Below are 18220 nucleotides of genomic sequence, written 5' to 3' on the forward strand. Positions count from 1 at the left end.
TCTGCGCCTCTCCTTCTATGGCAAATAGATGGTTCATTAGACGAAATGATCAGAAGCCAACTGCCGCTTCGATCATCAGCCCTTTGAAGTTCGCTCCGTTACGTACATCCGTAGCTGGGAAGTCGCCGGAATAGTCTTGGTTTACATATTCCAATTTCGCCACCATGTTTTTGGTAACAAACCAGCCCAACACACCCTGCATACGGGTTACACTTACGTCTTTGATCGCGCCACTAAAGAGAAATTGTGCATCTACTTTATTGTAGCGACCACCCACGTAAAAGTTTTCTTTTGTGCCAAAACGATAGATTAGTTCACCCGCCAATTGGCCAGCAGTACGTTCATCTTTTTCGGCATTGCTCCGTCCTTGCGCCGTTTCATACGTCCCGAAGAACTCAATCCCTTTGTATTTCAGGAAAAGGTTTCCCATGATGGCGGTTACTTTATCCGTAAAACCGGGTTGGATATTACCAGACCAAGCTTGTGCGGTTGCATTGGTTGCCGTTCCACCAACAGATGCGGGTTCTACGACTAAGTAATATCGGGAGCCTGCACGGTCTCCATTATACAGAACGTTTCGGGTTGTACTTGAAATAGTATATACACTTCCAGTTGCTCGAAGACGAAGATCGTCATTGATTTGTTTGTCGTAGCCCAATTTTGCGATGTATGCAGGCTTCCGGCTGTTATCCGGATCGTTTGCTGTTTTGGCTGGACGGGTAATAACCCCATTTATTGCACCCGTGGTCATGGAAAAATCAGCCAGAATACCATTTTTTTGGTAGGTCACTTCGCCCCCAATTTCGGTATTGAAGGCATCAAGCACATAATTTCCGACAAAAGGATTATATACAGCGTTCCCATTATCTGTTCTGCGATAATGAGCATCACCATAGTTTAGTTCATTATGGCCTACACGAATGGTCAGATTTTCCATTACCTTATCTGCCAAATCGCTTTTCAGGAAAGGTAATTTATCAAATTGGATATAACCACCTTTGACCCAAGATTCGTTATGATGTCGTGCTGATAGGTAGGTGATCAGGTTCATGCGCACGCCATCTGCGAGCCAGACATCTATGTTCAGATTTGCCGTTGCGAGGTTGAACCCTGGGGCCAGATTATAAAGGTTATCGTTAATTTTATCGTTATTGGTATCCGTAAAAAACTTACTGGAGTGGCTTAGGTGCTGGTATTGCTGGGTAAAATTCCCACCAAGCCGCACCTTAACATCGCCCTTCCAATTGGTTGGTTGTTTGGGGGTTTCAAAAACATAAAGCCCGTCTTGGTCATAGGGACGATAGTTTGTATAAACACTTTGTGCCGACGCCGACGCCATAACACCGAGAAGCACAACAATAAAAACAATTGATTTAAAGATGAACGTTTTCATGATGGTAACAGTTAGTGGAAACAGGGAGGGATTAATGAATAGGGTGGGCTACTTGCCCATCGTAACATCTAAGGTGAGGGTGACATCGTCTGATGTTTTAAGCGTGCCCATAAACAAGACCGGGGCAGACATTTTGAACTCAGACATTTTAAGTTTTTTGGTACCTTTAAATTGGACACTTCCATCGCCGGCTACCGTTCCGGTGACGTTCAGGTCAACAGGCTTGGTCACACCGTGCATGGTCAGGTTGCCTTTTGCAGCCACCTGATAGGCACTTCCTTGCTTCGTGATCTTGGCGGAAGTCATCTGGAAAACGATGGTGGCATATTTGGAAGCCTCGAAGGTGGACAGGATGTTTTTGTCCATCATTTGCCCTTTTGTACTTTTGATGGAAGCTACATCCATGGTAACAGAAAGACTATTAACGGCTTTCAATTCTCCGCCTTCGACTTTAACATCTCCGTTACCCCGCACTCTGGTGACATTCGCAGCCCAGTCGTGGAGGGTGGAAGTGCCTTTCATGCCTACATTACTACGGTTTATTTTATAACCTTGCGCCATTGCAGAAAACGAAAGGAGTAGAAAGAAGGGAAGAATCCATAAAATGCGTTTCATAGCTTTAGGGGGTTTAATGAACGTATGGGTTATAAGTGGTTTTAATGCCGCTATTACCTCTTGACAAAAGGATACGTAATTCACGAAGGTAAAGCCGACCATGAACTTCGGTGCTTTGTGTAAGGAAGAGTGGGCATGCTGTACGAATTTGGCCTACAAACGCTTTCATTAATCAAGGGCTTGCCCGAAAGGGATTACACAAATAAACATTCCTATCCTGATAAAGCCCTCTTTCTTCAGGAAGATATCCAATCTGACTGACTTGTGGTAATTCGTTGGAATCCCTTTTTAAATCCCACTCTATCTGACCATTATCCGCTTTAATAATGTCAAGCAATATTCTAATGTTGTTGTTTTCCCTGCTCCATTAGGACCAAGAAAAGCAAAAATATCTCCTTGATTTATCGAAAATGAAATATTGTTGACTGCTTTAACATTTAAGAAATATTTGCTTAATGATTTTACACTTAGGACAGTATTTTTCATAGTATCAATTATGTTTTTATTTTCCAAGCATGAACGCTAATGGTTTCGGGCTTGGCGAAGGTAGGGATTAAAAAGTAGTAAAGCTCAAATTTAGTACAAAGCTAATAGAAAGTACAAAAGTTTCAATTTAGCACTTCTACCCGCCTTACCACAAATGTAATGTTGTGGGCAGGCATTACTGTTTCCCTATTAGTTTAAAAAAATTCTCTCGCCTACTTTCACTAATGGGTATATATTTATCTTTGATGACAACCCTGTTTCGTTCTATAAAATTAATTTTATCTATTGCCACTATAAAGGAATTATGCACTCGGCAAAAATTTGAAGTATTAAAAATCTCGGTAATTTCTTTGAAATTCATTAAAGTCATTATCTGCTTGTTGGCGGTTACTATTCTTATATAGTCTTTCATTCCTTCCAGATACAACACCTCATTGAGCATTATTTTTTCTAAACGATATTCTGTTTTGATAAAAACATAGTCTTTATCTAACGCAGTATTTTGATTTGGTTTGGGTAGTTTATTCAATGCCTGCAAAAAATCTGCAAATGAGTATGGCTTCAGCAAATAAGCATTGATGAAATATTGATAACTCTCTAAGGCGTATTCACTAAATGCAGTTGTGATAATCACTAAAGGCGTAAAATCAATGTTCTTGAGCAAATCGAAACCAATAAGTTCGCCTAAATGCAAATCAAGAAAGATTAAATCTGTTTTATGGCTATTCAGCCAATTATAAGCATCTGTAACATTATCAAAAGATTCTAAAAGATTGAGATAATTAACCTTTTGAATAAAAGATGTCAGTTTTTGTGCTGCCGAAGACTCATCTTCGACAATAACGCAAGTTATTTTATCCATACTTTTATTTCAACTGAAAATAAATTTTCCTGCTTATGGATAGATACCGAAAAACAGTTCGGGTAATACATTTGCAGTCGCCCTTTGGCAATTTCTAAACCTTTTCCACCTTGTTTATACGATGAAACTTCTTGAAGAATAGGATTTTGAACTGAAAAAAAAATTAAATTACCTTCTTGTTTCAGTACAATAGAAACAATATTTATTTCCTTAGTTAAATCACAATATTTAAAGGCATTTTCGATATAGGGTAAAAAGATAGCTGGTGCTATCCAAACGTTTTCATTGTTAATTTCTTTTTCAAAATGACAAGTAATTTTTGCCTGATTTCTCGCTGTTTGTAGTTCGGTGTATTCTTCTACAAATTTAATTTCTTTTGATAGTAGAACTTCTTTATCCTCATAAATTATATATCGCATCAATTTTGAAAGCCGAATTAATAAATCAGAAGCAAAGGCTGGATTAGTCATTATTTCTGCATCAATGTTGTTAAGAACATTGAATAAAAAATGTGGATTTAGTTGGTTTTTTAATGATGAGAGATTGAGTTCTTGCAGTTCTTTTTCACGAATTTGCAAATACTCTTTTTCAAGCAAAGAACTTTTATAAAAATAAACCAAAAAGCCTAATACTGACGAAAAACCGCACAAGAATAAGCTCCACAAAGGTTGAGATACTACACCAAATCTATGTGAAATTCTATCAAAAGGAAGTTCTAAAATGCTCAAAATGATTAAAAAATATATCGTGGCAAAAACGAAATTCAATAAAACTATTCCGCCTATTTTATATCTGAAATCAAAAAATAGTTTTGATAAAAAATAGTTACCTAAAAATAAGCATATAGAAGCAAACGCAGAAAATAGAAAAATCTGCTTTGCTTGTTCTATATTTAGTTTTATCCTGAAAGGACTTTCAAAATGTGGCAGAAAAAGCACCCAAAGATTGGTGATTAAGAAAATAATCACCAATGCTTCGGGAATATAATTTTGTAATTTTTTTAGAAACGCCATATTTTCATTCGTCTTGTGTAGTTTCCGTATTTCAAGGTGATGAGTCTCCTTGTGATGTGGTAATGTGTACCGCCTCTTTGCACCCAATCTATATTGGCAATATTTTCTAAATCGTGGCTAATGTAGAGTTCACTTTTGCGCTCAGGGTTCGTAGGGTGCAACCAAGCCGTAATCAGAACCAAGTCATCGGCTTCATAACTTCTATCAGCAACAAAGCCTTTTTGTGTAAATTTTACGGGCAAATTGGCGTAATGAGTTCTCAAAAAGGAATTATTTTGGAAGTTACCAAACACTACTAAATCGTGTACTGTCAAGTCCATTGTTAAAGCGTCTTCGTCCGTAACAATTTTAGCGTTTTGAAAATAGCTTTTGTAGCGTTGAATAAAATCTGCAAAACTATTTTGTGCATCATCTTCCCAAACGTAAATATTAGGCTTTTCTTTCCAATTTTTAGGTGCTTTGAAAAAGAGTAAAATACTATTTCTCTTTTGCAATTGACTTATATCAAAGGGTTTGTCAGGATTTACCCATTTTTTTTTATCCCAATCATAAAACTTTGTACCTGTGATGTTAAGTAGGTCTTCTGTTTGAAGCCCTTTATTGTTATTGAAAATAAGATTAGCTTTGCTTGTATTTTCTATCTGATAATAATACCAGCCTTCTTTATACTTTTTCATCTCGACACCAGGCCAAGTCATTGCTTTTTTACTTTGTAGAGCAACATTTTCAGGGATAATCAATAAAATATCCTTTTTTACTTCACCTATTTTTGGAAAATCTTCCACATTAGGCTTGCGGATCTCTTCTACTTTGGCTAATATTTGAGATATTGCAGTAGTATCAAAGTTATTTAATTTATTAGCAATCAATTTTACTGTTTGTTCAAAACTTTGATTCGTATTATTCTCAAAAGCTTTCAATTCATCAAGCATAATCGGTAAATAAATATATTTTTTCCCGATTTCAGGTATCGTGTAATTCCATTCGGCAAAATCATTTCCGTATTTTTGAGTGGCAAGTCTGCACGTTACAGCCCTCACCAAATGTTCTTTGAGTGTAACTTTCCAATCAGTGTAGGCTTGTGCCTCCATAGAACCTTTGATAGGCAAAAACAAATGTCCACTTTTGTGAAACTCATCATAGTATTTATCAATCAAGGGATTTACGAATGAATGACTGAATTCGTGCCAAACTAAATAATGCACTTCATTCAAGTCAAAGGCAGGCAGATTGCCTATTGAGGCATTTGGTGAAATGATAGCATAAAGTTCTTGACTATTAGTTGTTTGTAGTCCGGGTCCGAAGTTGCCTTTTCCCAAAAGGTTTAATACGATTTGAAAATCGTAAGCAGTATTATCAGTTAGCTTATAATAGTTCAACATTCTACTTTTCTCGTCAAAGTCAATGAGATTATATTCAAAAGTTGAGAGTGTTGTTTGATATAACAATTTATTTTGATTAAAGAATGAAACAAAATCCATTTCTATTGCCAAATTTTTAATCAATTCCAGCAAGGCTTGTATCTCTTTATCTTCTTGGTAGGTTGAGTTGTCAATATCTGTTCTTAGCTCAAAATACTCTGTTAGCCTCATAAAAAAGAAAATTGGGGCATCAAGGCTATTAAACTTTTTTCTTAATATATCCCGAAAGGTATTTATTGAAGAATGGTTTTTAAGCCCCTCAAACTTATCCAAAACAGCCATTTTGTAGGCTAAGTTCTCGTTATTTATGTGTGGATTGCCTGCTAAAAGCATCAAAGTTTGCAAAAGCTCGATTCGTGGGTCGATTTTTACTACAATTCCATATTTCTTGATGGAAAAATCCTTGAATGGGTTTTCCGTGAAATATTTTCTGGAATCTATTTGCCCATAAGCAACAGAAATTAAAGAAAAACAAAATAAAAAAATAACAAATGATTTCATAAACTTCTTGATTTAAAATGAATTGAATACCCAAATTTCAAGATGTTTACTTGGTTTTAAAAATGAAATAGACCGTTGATTGGATTCATCCTATAATTAGGCTGATTTTGTCTATACTTGCCCACAACGGACCGATTGGCGATAGTTGGTGGTATTCGTTGTTGTGTCAACCTGGCCGGTCAAGTCAAAAGTAAGGAAGGTTGCGGAACACACCAAAAATGCAGCCAGCCGACAACAGAGCGTAGCCAAAATCGGCTGGCGGATTAAGTAACGGTCAGGAGATTGGCCGAGATATAAAGCCGATGTGCCTTGTGTCAGCCCCAATTTCGCCAATCGGCTGCATGAGCGGCGTGATGGGTTGGGCTTTCGCCGCCATATGCGGCCATGCGTTGTTAGCGGTAAAATAAATAAAATCGGGTCAGAATATCCCCTGCCCGATTTTATTTTAATCAGTAAGTGAATCAATTTATTTCACCACTGTGCATACCTCACCAAAATTGGTAGGTGGATAGGCTCCCAAAAATGCCCCAACTGCTGGATTGCTGGCAAAGACTGGGTCGTTGGCAAGTTGAAAAAACGCCTGCTGATTGGTGTAAACCGTCATGCCAACTACAATATTAGGATCCAGGGCAGAAACCCACTGAAATTCGGCGACCCTCGCAGGTTGTTTCGCCAATTCGGCTAAAAAGGCGTCCCGTTTGGCTTCATAATCGGCTTTGTTGAAATTGGGGTATTTCGACAAGTCCCGAACCGCAATTTCAAGTACTTGCCCCGATGAGGCAACCTGGGTCAAATCCACGGCCGTCCCTGCTTTTACAGGCTTTAAAACTGTATAAGTCAGGGCATCAAACGTATTAAAAAAAGCCGCCGCCTCGGAGGAACTCCCCAGTTTTTGACCCGCCGCCTCGAAAGTAGCCAAATCTTCATATTGTGTCATACCAACATAAACTGCCCGGTTTGTATCCTGTACGGGATTGTAATGAAGAAACGATTCGTATTCCCGGTCGTTGAAGACGCCCGGTTCTTTGGTCAGCGAGTTGATAAAATTGGTGCGGGCTTGCTCGAAAGCGGTAAGTTGCCCGGTTTTCACCTGCCGGATGGCGATTTCCACCACATCATCGGTTTTGTCGGCGGAAGTATCGTCATCTTTGTCACAGCCTGTCATGAGAGTGCCAACCACCAAGAGCATTAAAATTGAGATGTTTTTCATCGAAAAATTTTTATTACTGTGTTTTTAAATATGATTGAATCTGAGCCACGACGGTGGGAAAATCAAAATAGTCCCAGTCTTCCACCACTTTGCCGTCCACAAAACGGCGCATAATCATGCCTTCGAAATGCAACGGCGCACCGCTCGCCGGAAAGCCCAGGAACTCGCCCTGATGCGTGCCGGTAAAGTGAAAACGAAGTACCAAACGATCGCCTTCTGCCACCACGTCTAATATCTCCGACTTCAAATCAGGGATGGCGGCGTGAAATCCTTCGATGGCGGCTTTAAAGCCCTGCTGCGTATGCGCTGTCATGCCCCCCAAACCGTGATAGACATAATCGTCGGTGAGGTATTCGTCAATCGGTGCATAGTCCTTTTCGTTGACCACTTTTTGCGAGATAAAGCGGGCAATTTCCTTATGCTTTTCCGTCATCCTATTTATTGGTTATTTGCAGAAACCGCATATTGCAAAGCGACCGGCTCAAAGGTAGAGAAATAGGCACCGGCTTCGGGGAGCGATTGTACCTTGCCTGCAATGGCCTGGAAGGCTTCCTGACTTTCATAAACCGACATGCCAACGGTCAGATTTTCGATGTTTTTACCGCCCACTACTTTGAATTCCCAACTGCCCGCTACGCCTTCCTGCTTATTGAGCCAATTGACAAATGCCTTTCGTGAGGTTTGAAAAGTCCCTTCCTGACCGGGCTTCACCCGGCGCACCGCCAGTTCCAGCACCTGTCCGGGCTTGGCAGCGAGTTTGCCCAAATTGAAAGCACCACCCTCTATCGGCTGCACAAAAGCATACGCTTTCAAATCCATGGTTTTGGCGAATTTCATGAATTTGCCCAACACCTTGCTTTGCACTTTGTCCACCGTTTTGCCGGTGGCGTACTGCGTCATCCCGATAAAAACTTCTTGCTTGTCGGGTTCGGGAAGGGCATAAAAAGACTGGAATTCCCGGTCGTTGCTCACGCCGTTCTGTGCCTTGAGTTTGGTGATAAAATCGGCACGGCGGCTGACAAATTCATCCTTTTTGCCTTCTTTCACCTTACGGACGGCGATTTCAAAAACAGGCGCGTTTTTATCCTTTAAAAGCCCTTTTTTCACGGGCGAGCAACTGGCTAAAACGCCAATGATTGCTATAAAGGCGAAATATTTCATGGTCTGAATTTTTATGAAAAGTGAATTAATGACTGCCCATTTGACCGAAAAGGAAGCCGAGATAGAGGTCGAACATCATGGGTGATTCCCGATGCGGATAGGCTTCGAGCAGTTGGGCTTTGAAAGCATCCTGTTCCAAACCATCTTCAAAAAGCCTTTGTGCGGTTTGGATATAGCGGATATTGTTGTGGATTTCGTCTTTGGTGCAGGGCAAGCCATGTCCGGCAAGGATATAGTCATAGCCGTCCGTATCGGCCAGCCGTTGGAGTTCGGCTGTCCATTTTTCAAACCAGCCCATGCCCAACCAGATATGCACACCGCTGTACACCAAATCTTGGGCGATGACAGTGCCCAGTTCGGGCAATTTGATAAGGAGTTGGGCTTCGGATTCGGTACCTTCCACCACTTCGTACTCGTAGGTCAAGCCATCAATGACTTCGGAGGTACCGGGAGTAACGCTGTGTTGCGGCACCAGCACGGCATCGGGTATCAAATCGCCAAAAGTGGGTTTCTGGTTTTTAATCATCTGCGGCCCCCATTCCGCAATAATTTGGTTCACACCAGCCAGCGAATAGGCTTTACAATCTGAAAACGCCAAAGCCAAGCCGAAATAATGGTCGGGATGCCCATGCGAGATGAAAACCCGATTGACGGGCTTGTCGAGGCTATCCACATATGCCCGGAAGGCTTGCGCCATCGGGCTGAGGAATTGCGTGTCCACCACCACCAATTCGTGTGCCGTTTCGATAACATGAGTGGCGTTGGCAGCATACGGATAAGGCGAGATGAAACTATGGATTTTTACACCTTGAAAATCCTTGATGACCAACGAGGTCGAGTTGTTTCTGTCCATTTTACAGCATTTTTTTGATAAAAAATTAATGCTGCAAAGATGGAGACAGGCAGGGGCGGGAATTTTACCTGTTTGAAAAAAGGCTTACCAATTTGATAACTGCTCCCGAAAAGTCAGCGGAGACGATCCAGTCATCTGCTTAAAAAAGCGGGCGAAATGCGAGGGTGCCGAAAAACTGAACTCGTAGGCGATTTCGGAAAAATTCTTGGCGGTGTAGCGGATTTCCTTTTTGATTTCGGCAAGGATGCGCTCCCGGATGATTTGGTGTGCGGTTTTTGAAAAATGCCGTTGGCAGAGGTTATTCAGGTGTACCCGGCTGATTCCGAGCCGCTCGGCAAACTGCTCCACAGAAAGGTTGTTGCGCACTTCCTTACCCAAAAGGCGGGAGAATTTGAGTACTACGGGGTCTGTCATCGTGTCCCTCGACTGACCATAGTGCTGGCTGTATGCCCGGTGCAGTTTTACAAGCAGGTAATAAATCTGGGAGCGCAGGATGTGGTGGCTGTCCTGTGAGAGATTTTTGATTTCTGCCCAAATTTCATGGGCAATATTGTTCAACTGGGTGAATTCCTGCCCATCTTCAAAAGACAGATAGGGCGGACTATCGTTTTTATGGTAAAAGCCAAACCTGAATATAAAATCCTTGTCGCTAAAAAATTCATCGAGAAAATCGCCCTCAAAAAAAAGCAGGTGGCATTTTTCAAAAACGGCTTTATCCACTTTATTGATTTGCCCGGGCTTAATAAAAAGAACCGTTTGGTCACGAAATGGGATTTCCTCTGTATCCAAAAAATAAGTCCCGCTTCCTTTTTCCAAAAAAACGAGCGTATAAAAATTAAGCACCATAGTTTCCGCTACGATATCCAGTTCGGATTCGTTGCAAGCATCCATGAGTAGTTCTTTGCCATACTTATTGCGCTCGAAATGTAGTTTTTCCATTTTTGTTACCGCTAACGGTTTGGGGCTTGACGCAGTGGCGGATTTCGGAGCACAAAACTGTCAATACACCACAAAAGTTGATGCGAGGTAGAATGTTCAATTAACCACGTCACCCGCCATTGAGCCAAACGCCTGCTATCGGTTCGGTGTTCATCTTCGTCCGTTGGCTTGTCGGTCGTTTTGGGTGTGCGGTTGGGTAGACACACTCTTTGCCAATCTTTGGTTTCAGCGTTGGATTGTGCGGATTGGCAATGTGTGTGGCTATGAAGCGTAGGCATATTCATTCTACAATTCTTTTTCTATCGTTTCAAGTTTATAATTGCCAAGTCTTAATAATGCCACAATTAGCAAAAGCATAACCGCTGATGTATAATTTTTAGTCGTAAAAAAGCAATGAGCAATATTGTTTCTTAAATTCATTCCGTTTGCTGTGAACAGAAATTTAAAAAAGGCAATATCGTCTTCAGGAATCAATGCCTTTAGTTTTTCATTATCCAATAATTTGTCGAAACCAATCCTTTCTTCTGTACCGTTTTCTTTAATTTCTATTGTTTGAGCACCAATCATTCTGGATAATTCACGTAAAAGACCTTCAAATTTCAATACCAAACTGTCTATTGCCAAAATGTAGCCTTGTGGATTATGTTTATTTGTTTTTAAATCAATTTCAGTTTGAACAAAGAAGCTTTGTAATGCTGGAGTAAGTAATTCAATCCAATTAAATCCTTGTGTTTCTTTGTTAGTGTCCAAATAAGTAAAATCTTGTCCGTACCAAGAATCATTTTTTAAGTAGTTAACTAAACTGTCAAATGAAATTTTGCCACTTTTAAATCCTTTTGAAACAACAAGCCCAATATGATTGATAGTAAAATTATTTATATGAAGTGAATAAGGGTTGATAACACCTGATTTGTTTTTGCTGATGTTTTTATTGATGTCGAAGGTCATTGTAGAAACTAAATCGAGCATAACTGGTCTAATCTCTTCTTTTAAAACACTAGCTTTAGGAAACAATGGCTCCAAAATAAGATACCCGTATATTTCTTTATCATTTCCGTTTTCAATTAGATAGTCGATTTTTTTCTTTGTAAAATCCCACCATTGATTTAAGGCTTCATTTTTTTTTCGTCTTTAAGTTCAAATAAAACCTTTTTAAGGTCAATTGTCTTTTTCGCTTGCTCCAATAAAACGGCTGTCTGCTCAATTTTTTCTTTAATATTCGCTTTCTTATATTCTTCTAAAGCGTTTGTGTAATAATGATGAGCGATAAAACCTTTGTTTTTTTCATTTTCAAGTTGGGAAATATGATAATCACCTAATTTTTCGTGAAATTCACTTGGTGAAGTTTTGAGTTTTTGACTTAGTAGAACAAGAAGATTTAGATAACTTTCTAACTCTCTGTCGGTCAAGTTGCCAATCCTTTTTTTTGAATAATCGAAGAATGTTTGTTTAATCGAAGTATCAATATTTTTCCCATTCTCAACTATAAATTCCATTAGGGAGTATTTGGTAAAATCATTTAGCTTTTCACTTTCTAATAGCGAAACAAAATATGTGATAATTTCAACTTTTTTATATCCTACTTTTTGGCTTAGAACAAAGAGATTTTTAAAGTATTTGCCAAAAGAATAGCATTGCAAATTATTATCAACTGAAAACGAAGAATTTATCAAAAGAAACAAATAACTTTCAATTGCTTGTTTGGCAAAATCAATGTGTTTTTGTGAGCTTAACCAAAGTAAATGATTGTATTTTGCTTTGTATTTTGGGTTTTGTACTTTGCTTGCTCTTGTTTTGATGTAATCAAAATTATCGTCAAATAATTCCAAAGTAGGATAAGCGTTTTCACCTACTTGAAATTTCGGAATTTGTATGCCGTTTTCTATTGCAAAGTCAGCAAAAAATAACTCATACGAACAAAGTTTTTTAGTGTTTTCGTTTTCTGACTTATCTCGTAGAGCCGTGATAAATTTATATGTGTCTAATTCCAAATACTGTAATTTAGCATCATATTCAAGGTATTCGTAATATTCATCTAAGTTGTTAAAATCCATAAATTTACTTTATTGGAATCGAACCTATAATAGTGTCGTATTTTTCAGTTTGATGCCATTTTGCCGTTCTCGTCTTTGAAGATGATTCTTTACTTATGTTTGACTTAAAATTTAAGATTCTTTCTTCAAAAGGTAAGTGCCTACATTTTCCACAAGCTCTTTTCCCTTTTGGTTTTCTGTGCTTGTAATATATATGATTACAATGAGGGCATTCTGCAACTAATCTACCTATAACAGGGTTTACTATATTTGAATCATAACACCTATTACCATCACAACCTATTTCAATTGCTGTTTGTCTCCACACCCAATTATGACCGTTTCTTGGACCAACCAATGCGTGTGCAATTTCGTGTAAAATCACATTTTTTACAACATTGTAATCATTTAATTGAACCAAGTTTTTTGATAAAGATATTATTCTTGGATTAAAACAACAATAACCAAATCTTCGTTTTGCACGATCAAATTCAAAACGAAACCGATATTCTAAACCATGTTGCTTCATTAACTCAAGGGCTAATTCTCTTGCGTGTTCTAATTCCATAAACCCAAATTTTTACATTGGTTTTATCATTTCTTCTATAAACTCAATTTCTTCATTGCTTAGCTGATACTTTTCGTACAATTGTTTGTCGATTTCTTGTGTCGATTTACTCCAGTCTATATCTGAATTATCAGTGAAATTTTGAACGGGTACAAATCGAAATGTTTTTGAAGTTGCATCTTGACTTGCTTTGCCCAAACTATGTTGGAATCTCGCAAACTTGGTGGTTAAATATTTCATCAGATTTTTTGCTGATTGCTCGTTTAAATTCAAGTCAACACCAATTACTAAATATGATTCAGTACATATTGTATTTGGATTTCCTACAAATGAATTAAGGTTGTCATCATTTAGTTCTGTTCCAATATTGTTTGCTCTTGGAGTATAAACCTTGAATCGGTCTATCCATTTTGTATTTTTAGAAATTTCATCTCTTTCTAAGTATCCAACTTGCTTACCCTTACCATAGCAAATAACAGGATTAGTTAATCTATTTTTTGATTCACGAAATTTTTCATCTTTAGTAAAATAGCCTCTAAACCCAAAAGGTCTTAATGATGAAATATGAGATTCAAATGATTCAAAATCTTTATGAGAATTAATTTTATTAATCATCTCGATGCCAATACTATGACGAATGAGAATGTCAGAATCATCTGTTTTTAAACTTCGTTCAATCATCTTAGGCGTTAAGTCGTCTTTGTAAGTAAACACCTTGGTTAATTCAGTTGAATTATCATACCCTTTATCCCAAAGGAAATAGCAAATTCCGCCTCTTAAATTGATGTTTTGAAAAATTAATTCAGGTTTAAGGAAATCGTGCAGTTCAGAAATATGAGTATCATTAAGCATTTGGTCTCTAAATTCATTTAATCCTCTACCACCTGCAAACCATCTTGTAGGCATAATCATAGCAATGTTACTTGGGCTTAATTGCTTTGCTACATCCACAAATAAATTATAAATTGGTTTGGCACTTGCTTGTGCCCCACCGTCACTTTGCTGATAGGGCGGATTGCCTACAATTACATTGAACTTCATTTTCTTGTTGTTTATTTTAATGCTTTCTTTTTCAATGATTTGATTGTTTTTGTTTTCATCAATCAAATCATAACTGGTGAAGGTTGCTTCTATATTTTTCATATCTAAATCTAGTAATTTATACACTTTTCTGGTAAACTCATACGCAATTTTTGAGGTGGGAATGGAGTAGAATTTATTGGCGACATCTTTACCAAACTTTTTATACACTGCATACACAAACTCACCTTGTTTGGAAGCAATATCTAAAAGCATTGTATGCTTGTCAATGGCTTTGGCTGGCAAACCGTTTATGATTTTGTCGGTAACAAATTCGGGGGTTACAATTTCGGAATCTGATAAGCGACTAAATTTTTTCATAGCATTACTCGCTCTTTCTATTGGAGAAATTGCGGCATCATTGGCTAATGAGTTAATGTTGTGAATTTTATAATCTAGTTCGCTTAAAATAAATGGGTTGATGTGCTTTTGAAACAAGTTGAGTATGGTGATTTCAAGACTCAAATTTGAAGCTATTCGCAAATTGTCAGCATTCCCTTTGATGTGGATAATGATTTCTTGTAAGGATTTAACTCTTGAATTTGTCAAAAATGCAAAAAATAAAATCCTTGCATAATACATAGAAAATTGACCTTTGTAATCATTTACTACTTCATCTTCTTTTGATTTGGATTTTGCATTTTCTTCATTTTCGTCCGCATTGTCATCATTTGAATCATCAATGTCTATTTCGTCACCTTCGCCTTTTGTTGGTTTTACCTCCAAACCACCACGAGAACTTATTTTGTTTTGTCTTTCAATTTCAGCTTTGATTGCTTCAATATCCAACAAAGACATATCAATAGAAATAGTTGTAGCTTCATCAAATACGCTTCTACTACTCGAATATTTGCGAACTGCATCCAAAATATCAGCAGGTTGTATTTGTACAATCTTATTGTGGTGCAAAACTACAATGGGAGATATTTCAAGCTCTTTGCGGATTCGTTCTTCTAATAAACTGTTGCCGTTTTTATCCGTATTTACATTATAAATCTGTGATTTATGTTCCTGCATTTGGAACATTCTGTTTGGGTTAAAATCAACTAATAAAGTTTGAGGTTTCATATTGAATTTAACCACATCACCATTCGGCTCTTTGAAAATTTTTACGAATTGATTTTGTAATCGGAAAATTGCCTGATCATATTCTTGTGGTGAAGCAGTATCTTTTAGGTAAAGCATAGTATCCCATTCAGGAACAGTACTACCTGTAAGCATTCTATTTACGGTCAAAGTGATTGTTTTTATATTCTCACTTTCACATTTTTTTATTTTGGTTTGAACTGCTTGAGTGTCTTTGAAGTTTTTTTCGTTCTCAACTCCAGAGATATTTATGATTTCGTAATGGCTAAGATGTTTAAACTTGTTGCTCTTGATTAATTTCTCCAATGCATCACAAGATGCTCTGTAAGGTAAAACGCAAACAAGGTGACGGCACATTTTGCCATCTTTCAGTTTGTCGTAGTCCAAGAAACTCAATAAATTTTCATCTGTTTCTGAACCGTCAATGACTTTTAGTAAGTCAAGAATTTCCTTTTCGTGAATAAATTTTTGATGAAAATTGGTTTTGGTGTCTTTGGTTATAGATTGCGGTCTGAAAAGTTCTGAAAAAGCATAGGTTACACCTTTCTTTTTCATTTCTTCCATTTTTTTACGTGAGGATTTATTGGGATTAAATGCAAAACGAATCATTTGAGGAAAGCCATAATAAGGATTATCCCATTCTTTGGTTTCATCTTTATTTAGATTTTCTAAATCCCATTGTTCTTGGTCTTCTGCAATGTTTGTAAATTGATAGAATGCAATAATATCATCACTCGTAAACTCACTATTCATCAAAATACGATAAGGAGTTCCCGAAAGATGAATACGAATTTTTGCATTAAAAACTTTATTGGTAATTTCTATATCGTCTAAAGTATTGTCATTCAGCTTTAACTCGCTTTTTATTTCTTTGGCACTTAAATTTTCATCTTTTAAGACTTTACCATACTCAGCTGCTCTTGCTCCAAAATGCGTTTCATCAATTAGCAATAAGTCAATTTGATTTTCAAAAACTTCTTTGTGCTTTGATTTAATTTCATCTCCTTGAAGGTCTTGTAATGTTAAAAATAAAACGATTTTTTCATTTGCATTCTGCTTTTCGGCAATAATCGTATCGCTTGTCAGAAGAGAAGTACTATCTAAAAAACAAAAACCATCAAACTTAATATGGCTTTCAACCGTTTTTTTCCATTCTTCTCTTACGTCAGCTTTTGCAGAAACCACAACCACCAATTTTGCATTCATTTCAACTGCACAAGACATTGAGGTAAATGATTTACCAAAACGCATTACAGCATACATCAGCAAGTTGGTTCTGCCTTTATTTATAGCTTCCTTGAACCGTTTTACTGTTTCCTCTTGATTGGGTCGAAGTGGATAATTTTCACTTCTCGCATAAGTGTGTGTAATTGGGATATGGCTCTCGTCAAAGCGATAATACTGATATTTTGATTCGTTGTTTTGATGTCCACTTTTTATATCTTCAATCGCTTCTCGCAGGTCTGCCTTGGTTGCGTTTTCAAAAAACTCATTGGAGTAATATGGGATTCCTTTTAAAGCGTTTGGCTTTAATCTACTTCTGTTTAACTCGTTTTCAAGAAAAAAGTGAACTGCATAATCTCTAAAAAAAGTTTCGTCATTAACTTTTGCAACATCTTCAAACTTTTTTTCAAGGTTAGGGAAGTGTTTGCGCCACTCATTTAACCTAATTTCAAGAGGTCGATAGGTATCGCCAACTTTTAGAAAATTTGGTATTGTTTCAGTTGTAAAAGCATAGATTTGAGGTTCTACTCTTCCAATGATTAAATCGTTAAGTATATCTACATTTATATTGTTAGATTTTGGCATAGCTTACTTTTCCAAAAGTGATATAAATTTGATAGGATTTTCTATTCCCCAATCCATAATATTACAATAGATACCATTGTGAAGTTTTATATTTGAGGTTGCACAACCTTTGCACTTCTTGATTTCTGTTTTAGTTTCAAAAATATCTGAGATTACCATAATTTCATCTTTACAACTATTTGGAATAACGCCTTTCAGACCGTCCATTTGCCAGATATTCCAAGAAATGATTTTTGCAATTTTTTGTATATTTTCAATCGGTGGTTCAATTTCAAATTTGTAAGTAAAGTTTTCAATGAATGTAACAAGTAATGCTTCACGGGCTAATAACAAACTGTCTCCTTGCCATTCAAAACCATAAATATTTTTGTATGCTATTTCAGTTGCTTCTAACCACTCAGTTTTAGATTCCAAATTTTCATTTATAATCCTTAATTTTCTGTCTAAAAGTCCTATTCTGTCAAATACTTTAATAGATTTTCCCGTGGTGGTATCATATCTGCTAACCAAATAAGGAGCTTCACCACAAGAGATTTCCAACCGAGTATCTTGAACATAGTCAAGCCAAGTTTTGCCTTTTGGAAATGTGATTTTATCTTTAGTTGTTTCCCAAGCTTTAGTTTTGTTTTTCAAAACTATTTCTTTATTGAAAACACCATCTCTTCCAAACCAAGAATTGTCAACAAGATTGTTTTGTGCATTACATATCCAAGAAGGAGTGAAAACCTCTGCCATTTCTTTGGAACGTGATAATTGCAAAACTTTGTCTTTATGAACCCTGGGCATTATTACATTGCCTTTTTCTCCTGTGATTAATTCAGGTAATATTTCAGAATTGAATCTGTATGAATCTCCGAAGTGTTCGTAATTGTCTGTCGCCCAAAAAATATTTTTTTGAGTGGTCTGGTCTCGCAGTAGTATTCCGAGAATGTCAGGATACTTCTCGATTAACTCATTTTCTAATATGTCGACAACTACTTGCACTTGTATACTTCTTCGTTAGTTTTTAAAAGTTCTTTTACATCAATATTTAGAATGTTCGCTATTTCATAAAGTACTTCAAGTCTTGGTTGTTGTCGATTTTGCACATAACCGTTTACCATATTGTAGCTTTTGCCTAGCTGTTCGGCTAACCAAGTTTGCTTAATTCCTTTTTCTTCAAGTACTTCTTTAATTCTGTTCATTGTTGT

At 37.3% G+C, this 18220-nt stretch carries 17 protein-coding genes and 1 pseudogene; all 18 read right to left on the reverse strand.

Annotated elements, in window-relative coordinates; translation table 11 throughout:
- Positions 1-49: 49 nt before the first annotated feature.
- The 18 genes and pseudogenes from JNN12_17045 to JNN12_17130 all read right to left on the reverse strand — a co-directional run bounded on the left by JNN12_17045 (position 50) and on the right by JNN12_17130 (position 18214).
- A complete protein-coding gene (locus JNN12_17045; protein MBL7980048.1) occupies positions 50-1393 on the reverse strand; it encodes a hypothetical protein in 1344 nt (447 codons plus the stop codon).
- A 48-nt stretch (positions 1394-1441) separates the two neighbouring features.
- Complete coding sequence (locus JNN12_17050) at positions 1442-2008, reverse strand: YceI family protein (protein ID MBL7980049.1); 567 nt, start codon at positions 2006-2008, stop codon at positions 1442-1444.
- 172 nt (positions 2009-2180) lie between these two features.
- Positions 2181-2494: pseudogene (locus JNN12_17055) on the reverse strand (ATP-binding cassette domain-containing protein).
- 175 nt (positions 2495-2669) lie between these two features.
- Complete coding sequence (locus JNN12_17060; GenBank protein ID MBL7980050.1) at positions 2670-3356, reverse strand: response regulator transcription factor; 687 nt, start codon at positions 3354-3356, stop codon at positions 2670-2672.
- Positions 3344-4369: a histidine kinase gene (locus JNN12_17065; protein MBL7980051.1), complete on the reverse strand. Its 1026-nt coding sequence runs from the start codon at positions 4367-4369 to the stop codon at positions 3344-3346. Before JNN12_17065 ends, JNN12_17060 begins: the two co-directional genes overlap by 13 nt.
- The gene (locus JNN12_17070) at positions 4357-6291 is read right to left on the reverse strand and encodes a DUF4932 domain-containing protein (GenBank protein MBL7980052.1); all 1935 of its coding nucleotides are present in this window, start codon (positions 6289-6291) and stop codon (positions 4357-4359) included. The genes JNN12_17065 and JNN12_17070 overlap by 13 nt, the downstream gene beginning before the upstream one ends.
- 466 nt (positions 6292-6757) lie before the next feature.
- A complete protein-coding gene (locus JNN12_17075; GenBank protein MBL7980053.1) occupies positions 6758-7501 on the reverse strand; it encodes a hypothetical protein in 744 nt (247 codons plus the stop codon).
- Between the two features lie 13 nt (positions 7502-7514).
- Complete coding sequence (locus JNN12_17080; protein ID MBL7980054.1) at positions 7515-7934, reverse strand: ester cyclase; 420 nt, start codon at positions 7932-7934, stop codon at positions 7515-7517.
- Between the two features lie 5 nt (positions 7935-7939).
- Entirely contained in the window at positions 7940-8662 is a 723-nt protein-coding gene (locus JNN12_17085; protein MBL7980055.1) for a hypothetical protein, read from the reverse strand.
- A 25-nt stretch (positions 8663-8687) separates the two neighbouring features.
- Complete coding sequence (locus tag JNN12_17090; protein MBL7980056.1) at positions 8688-9515, reverse strand: MBL fold metallo-hydrolase; 828 nt, start codon at positions 9513-9515, stop codon at positions 8688-8690.
- A gap of 84 nt (positions 9516-9599) precedes the next feature.
- Positions 9600-10454, reverse strand: a complete 855-nt coding sequence (locus tag JNN12_17095; protein MBL7980057.1) for an AraC family transcriptional regulator — start codon at positions 10452-10454, stop codon at positions 9600-9602.
- Between the two features lie 11 nt (positions 10455-10465).
- Positions 10466-10738, reverse strand: coding sequence for a hypothetical protein (locus tag JNN12_17100; GenBank protein ID MBL7980058.1), 273 nt, complete (start codon positions 10736-10738; stop codon positions 10466-10468).
- 1 nt (position 10739) lies between these two features.
- Positions 10740-11477 (reverse strand): DUF4209 domain-containing protein, encoded by a 738-nt coding sequence (locus JNN12_17105; GenBank protein ID MBL7980059.1) that lies wholly within the window; start codon positions 11475-11477, stop codon positions 10740-10742.
- Between the two features lie 83 nt (positions 11478-11560).
- Positions 11561-12508, reverse strand: coding sequence for a hypothetical protein (locus tag JNN12_17110; protein ID MBL7980060.1), 948 nt, complete (start codon positions 12506-12508; stop codon positions 11561-11563).
- Positions 12509-12512: 4 nt separating this feature from the next.
- On the reverse strand, positions 12513-13055 hold the full coding sequence (locus JNN12_17115) for a SprT-like domain-containing protein (GenBank protein MBL7980061.1): 543 nt from the start codon (positions 13053-13055) through the stop codon (positions 12513-12515).
- Between the two features lie 12 nt (positions 13056-13067).
- Positions 13068-17030, reverse strand: coding sequence for an Eco57I restriction-modification methylase domain-containing protein (locus JNN12_17120; protein ID MBL7980062.1), 3963 nt, complete (start codon positions 17028-17030; stop codon positions 13068-13070).
- Between the two features lie 3 nt (positions 17031-17033).
- Entirely contained in the window at positions 17034-18014 is a 981-nt protein-coding gene (locus tag JNN12_17125; GenBank protein ID MBL7980063.1) for a hypothetical protein, read from the reverse strand.
- Positions 18005-18214, reverse strand: coding sequence for a helix-turn-helix transcriptional regulator (locus JNN12_17130; GenBank protein MBL7980064.1), 210 nt, complete (start codon positions 18212-18214; stop codon positions 18005-18007). Before JNN12_17130 ends, JNN12_17125 begins: the two co-directional genes overlap by 10 nt.
- Positions 18215-18220 lie beyond the last annotated feature (6 nt).

The organism is Bacteroidetes Order II. bacterium, from assembly GCA_016788705.1.
Lineage (GTDB): Bacteria > Bacteroidota > Rhodothermia > Rhodothermales > UBA2364 > UBA2364.

Excerpts from the sequence above, each read along its gene's own strand:
- JNN12_17065 (MBL7980051.1), bottom strand. The coding sequence starts at position 4,369 with ATGGCGTTTCTAAAAAAATTACAAAATTATATTCCCGAAGCATTGGTG.
- JNN12_17120 (MBL7980062.1), bottom strand. The coding sequence starts at position 17,030 with ATGCCAAAATCTAACAATATAAATGTAGATATACTTAACGATTTAATC.
- JNN12_17085 (MBL7980055.1), bottom strand. The coding sequence starts at position 8,662 with ATGAAATATTTCGCCTTTATAGCAATCATTGGCGTTTTAGCCAGTTGC.
- JNN12_17050 (MBL7980049.1), bottom strand. The coding sequence starts at position 2,008 with ATGAAACGCATTTTATGGATTCTTCCCTTCTTTCTACTCCTTTCGTTT.
- JNN12_17110 (MBL7980060.1), bottom strand. The coding sequence starts at position 12,508 with ATGGATTTTAACAACTTAGATGAATATTACGAATACCTTGAATATGAT.
- JNN12_17080 (MBL7980054.1), bottom strand. The coding sequence starts at position 7,934 with ATGACGGAAAAGCATAAGGAAATTGCCCGCTTTATCTCGCAAAAAGTG.
- JNN12_17045 (MBL7980048.1), bottom strand. The coding sequence starts at position 1,393 with ATGAAAACGTTCATCTTTAAATCAATTGTTTTTATTGTTGTGCTTCTC.
- JNN12_17070 (MBL7980052.1), bottom strand. The coding sequence starts at position 6,291 with ATGAAATCATTTGTTATTTTTTTATTTTGTTTTTCTTTAATTTCTGTT.
- JNN12_17115 (MBL7980061.1), bottom strand. The coding sequence starts at position 13,055 with ATGGAATTAGAACACGCAAGAGAATTAGCCCTTGAGTTAATGAAGCAA.
- JNN12_17060 (MBL7980050.1), bottom strand. The coding sequence starts at position 3,356 with ATGGATAAAATAACTTGCGTTATTGTCGAAGATGAGTCTTCGGCAGCA.
- JNN12_17095 (MBL7980057.1), bottom strand. The coding sequence starts at position 10,454 with ATGGAAAAACTACATTTCGAGCGCAATAAGTATGGCAAAGAACTACTC.
- JNN12_17100 (MBL7980058.1), bottom strand. The coding sequence starts at position 10,738 with ATGAATATGCCTACGCTTCATAGCCACACACATTGCCAATCCGCACAA.
- JNN12_17130 (MBL7980064.1), bottom strand. The coding sequence starts at position 18,214 with ATGAACAGAATTAAAGAAGTACTTGAAGAAAAAGGAATTAAGCAAACT.
- JNN12_17090 (MBL7980056.1), bottom strand. The coding sequence starts at position 9,515 with ATGGACAGAAACAACTCGACCTCGTTGGTCATCAAGGATTTTCAAGGT.
- JNN12_17075 (MBL7980053.1), bottom strand. The coding sequence starts at position 7,501 with ATGAAAAACATCTCAATTTTAATGCTCTTGGTGGTTGGCACTCTCATG.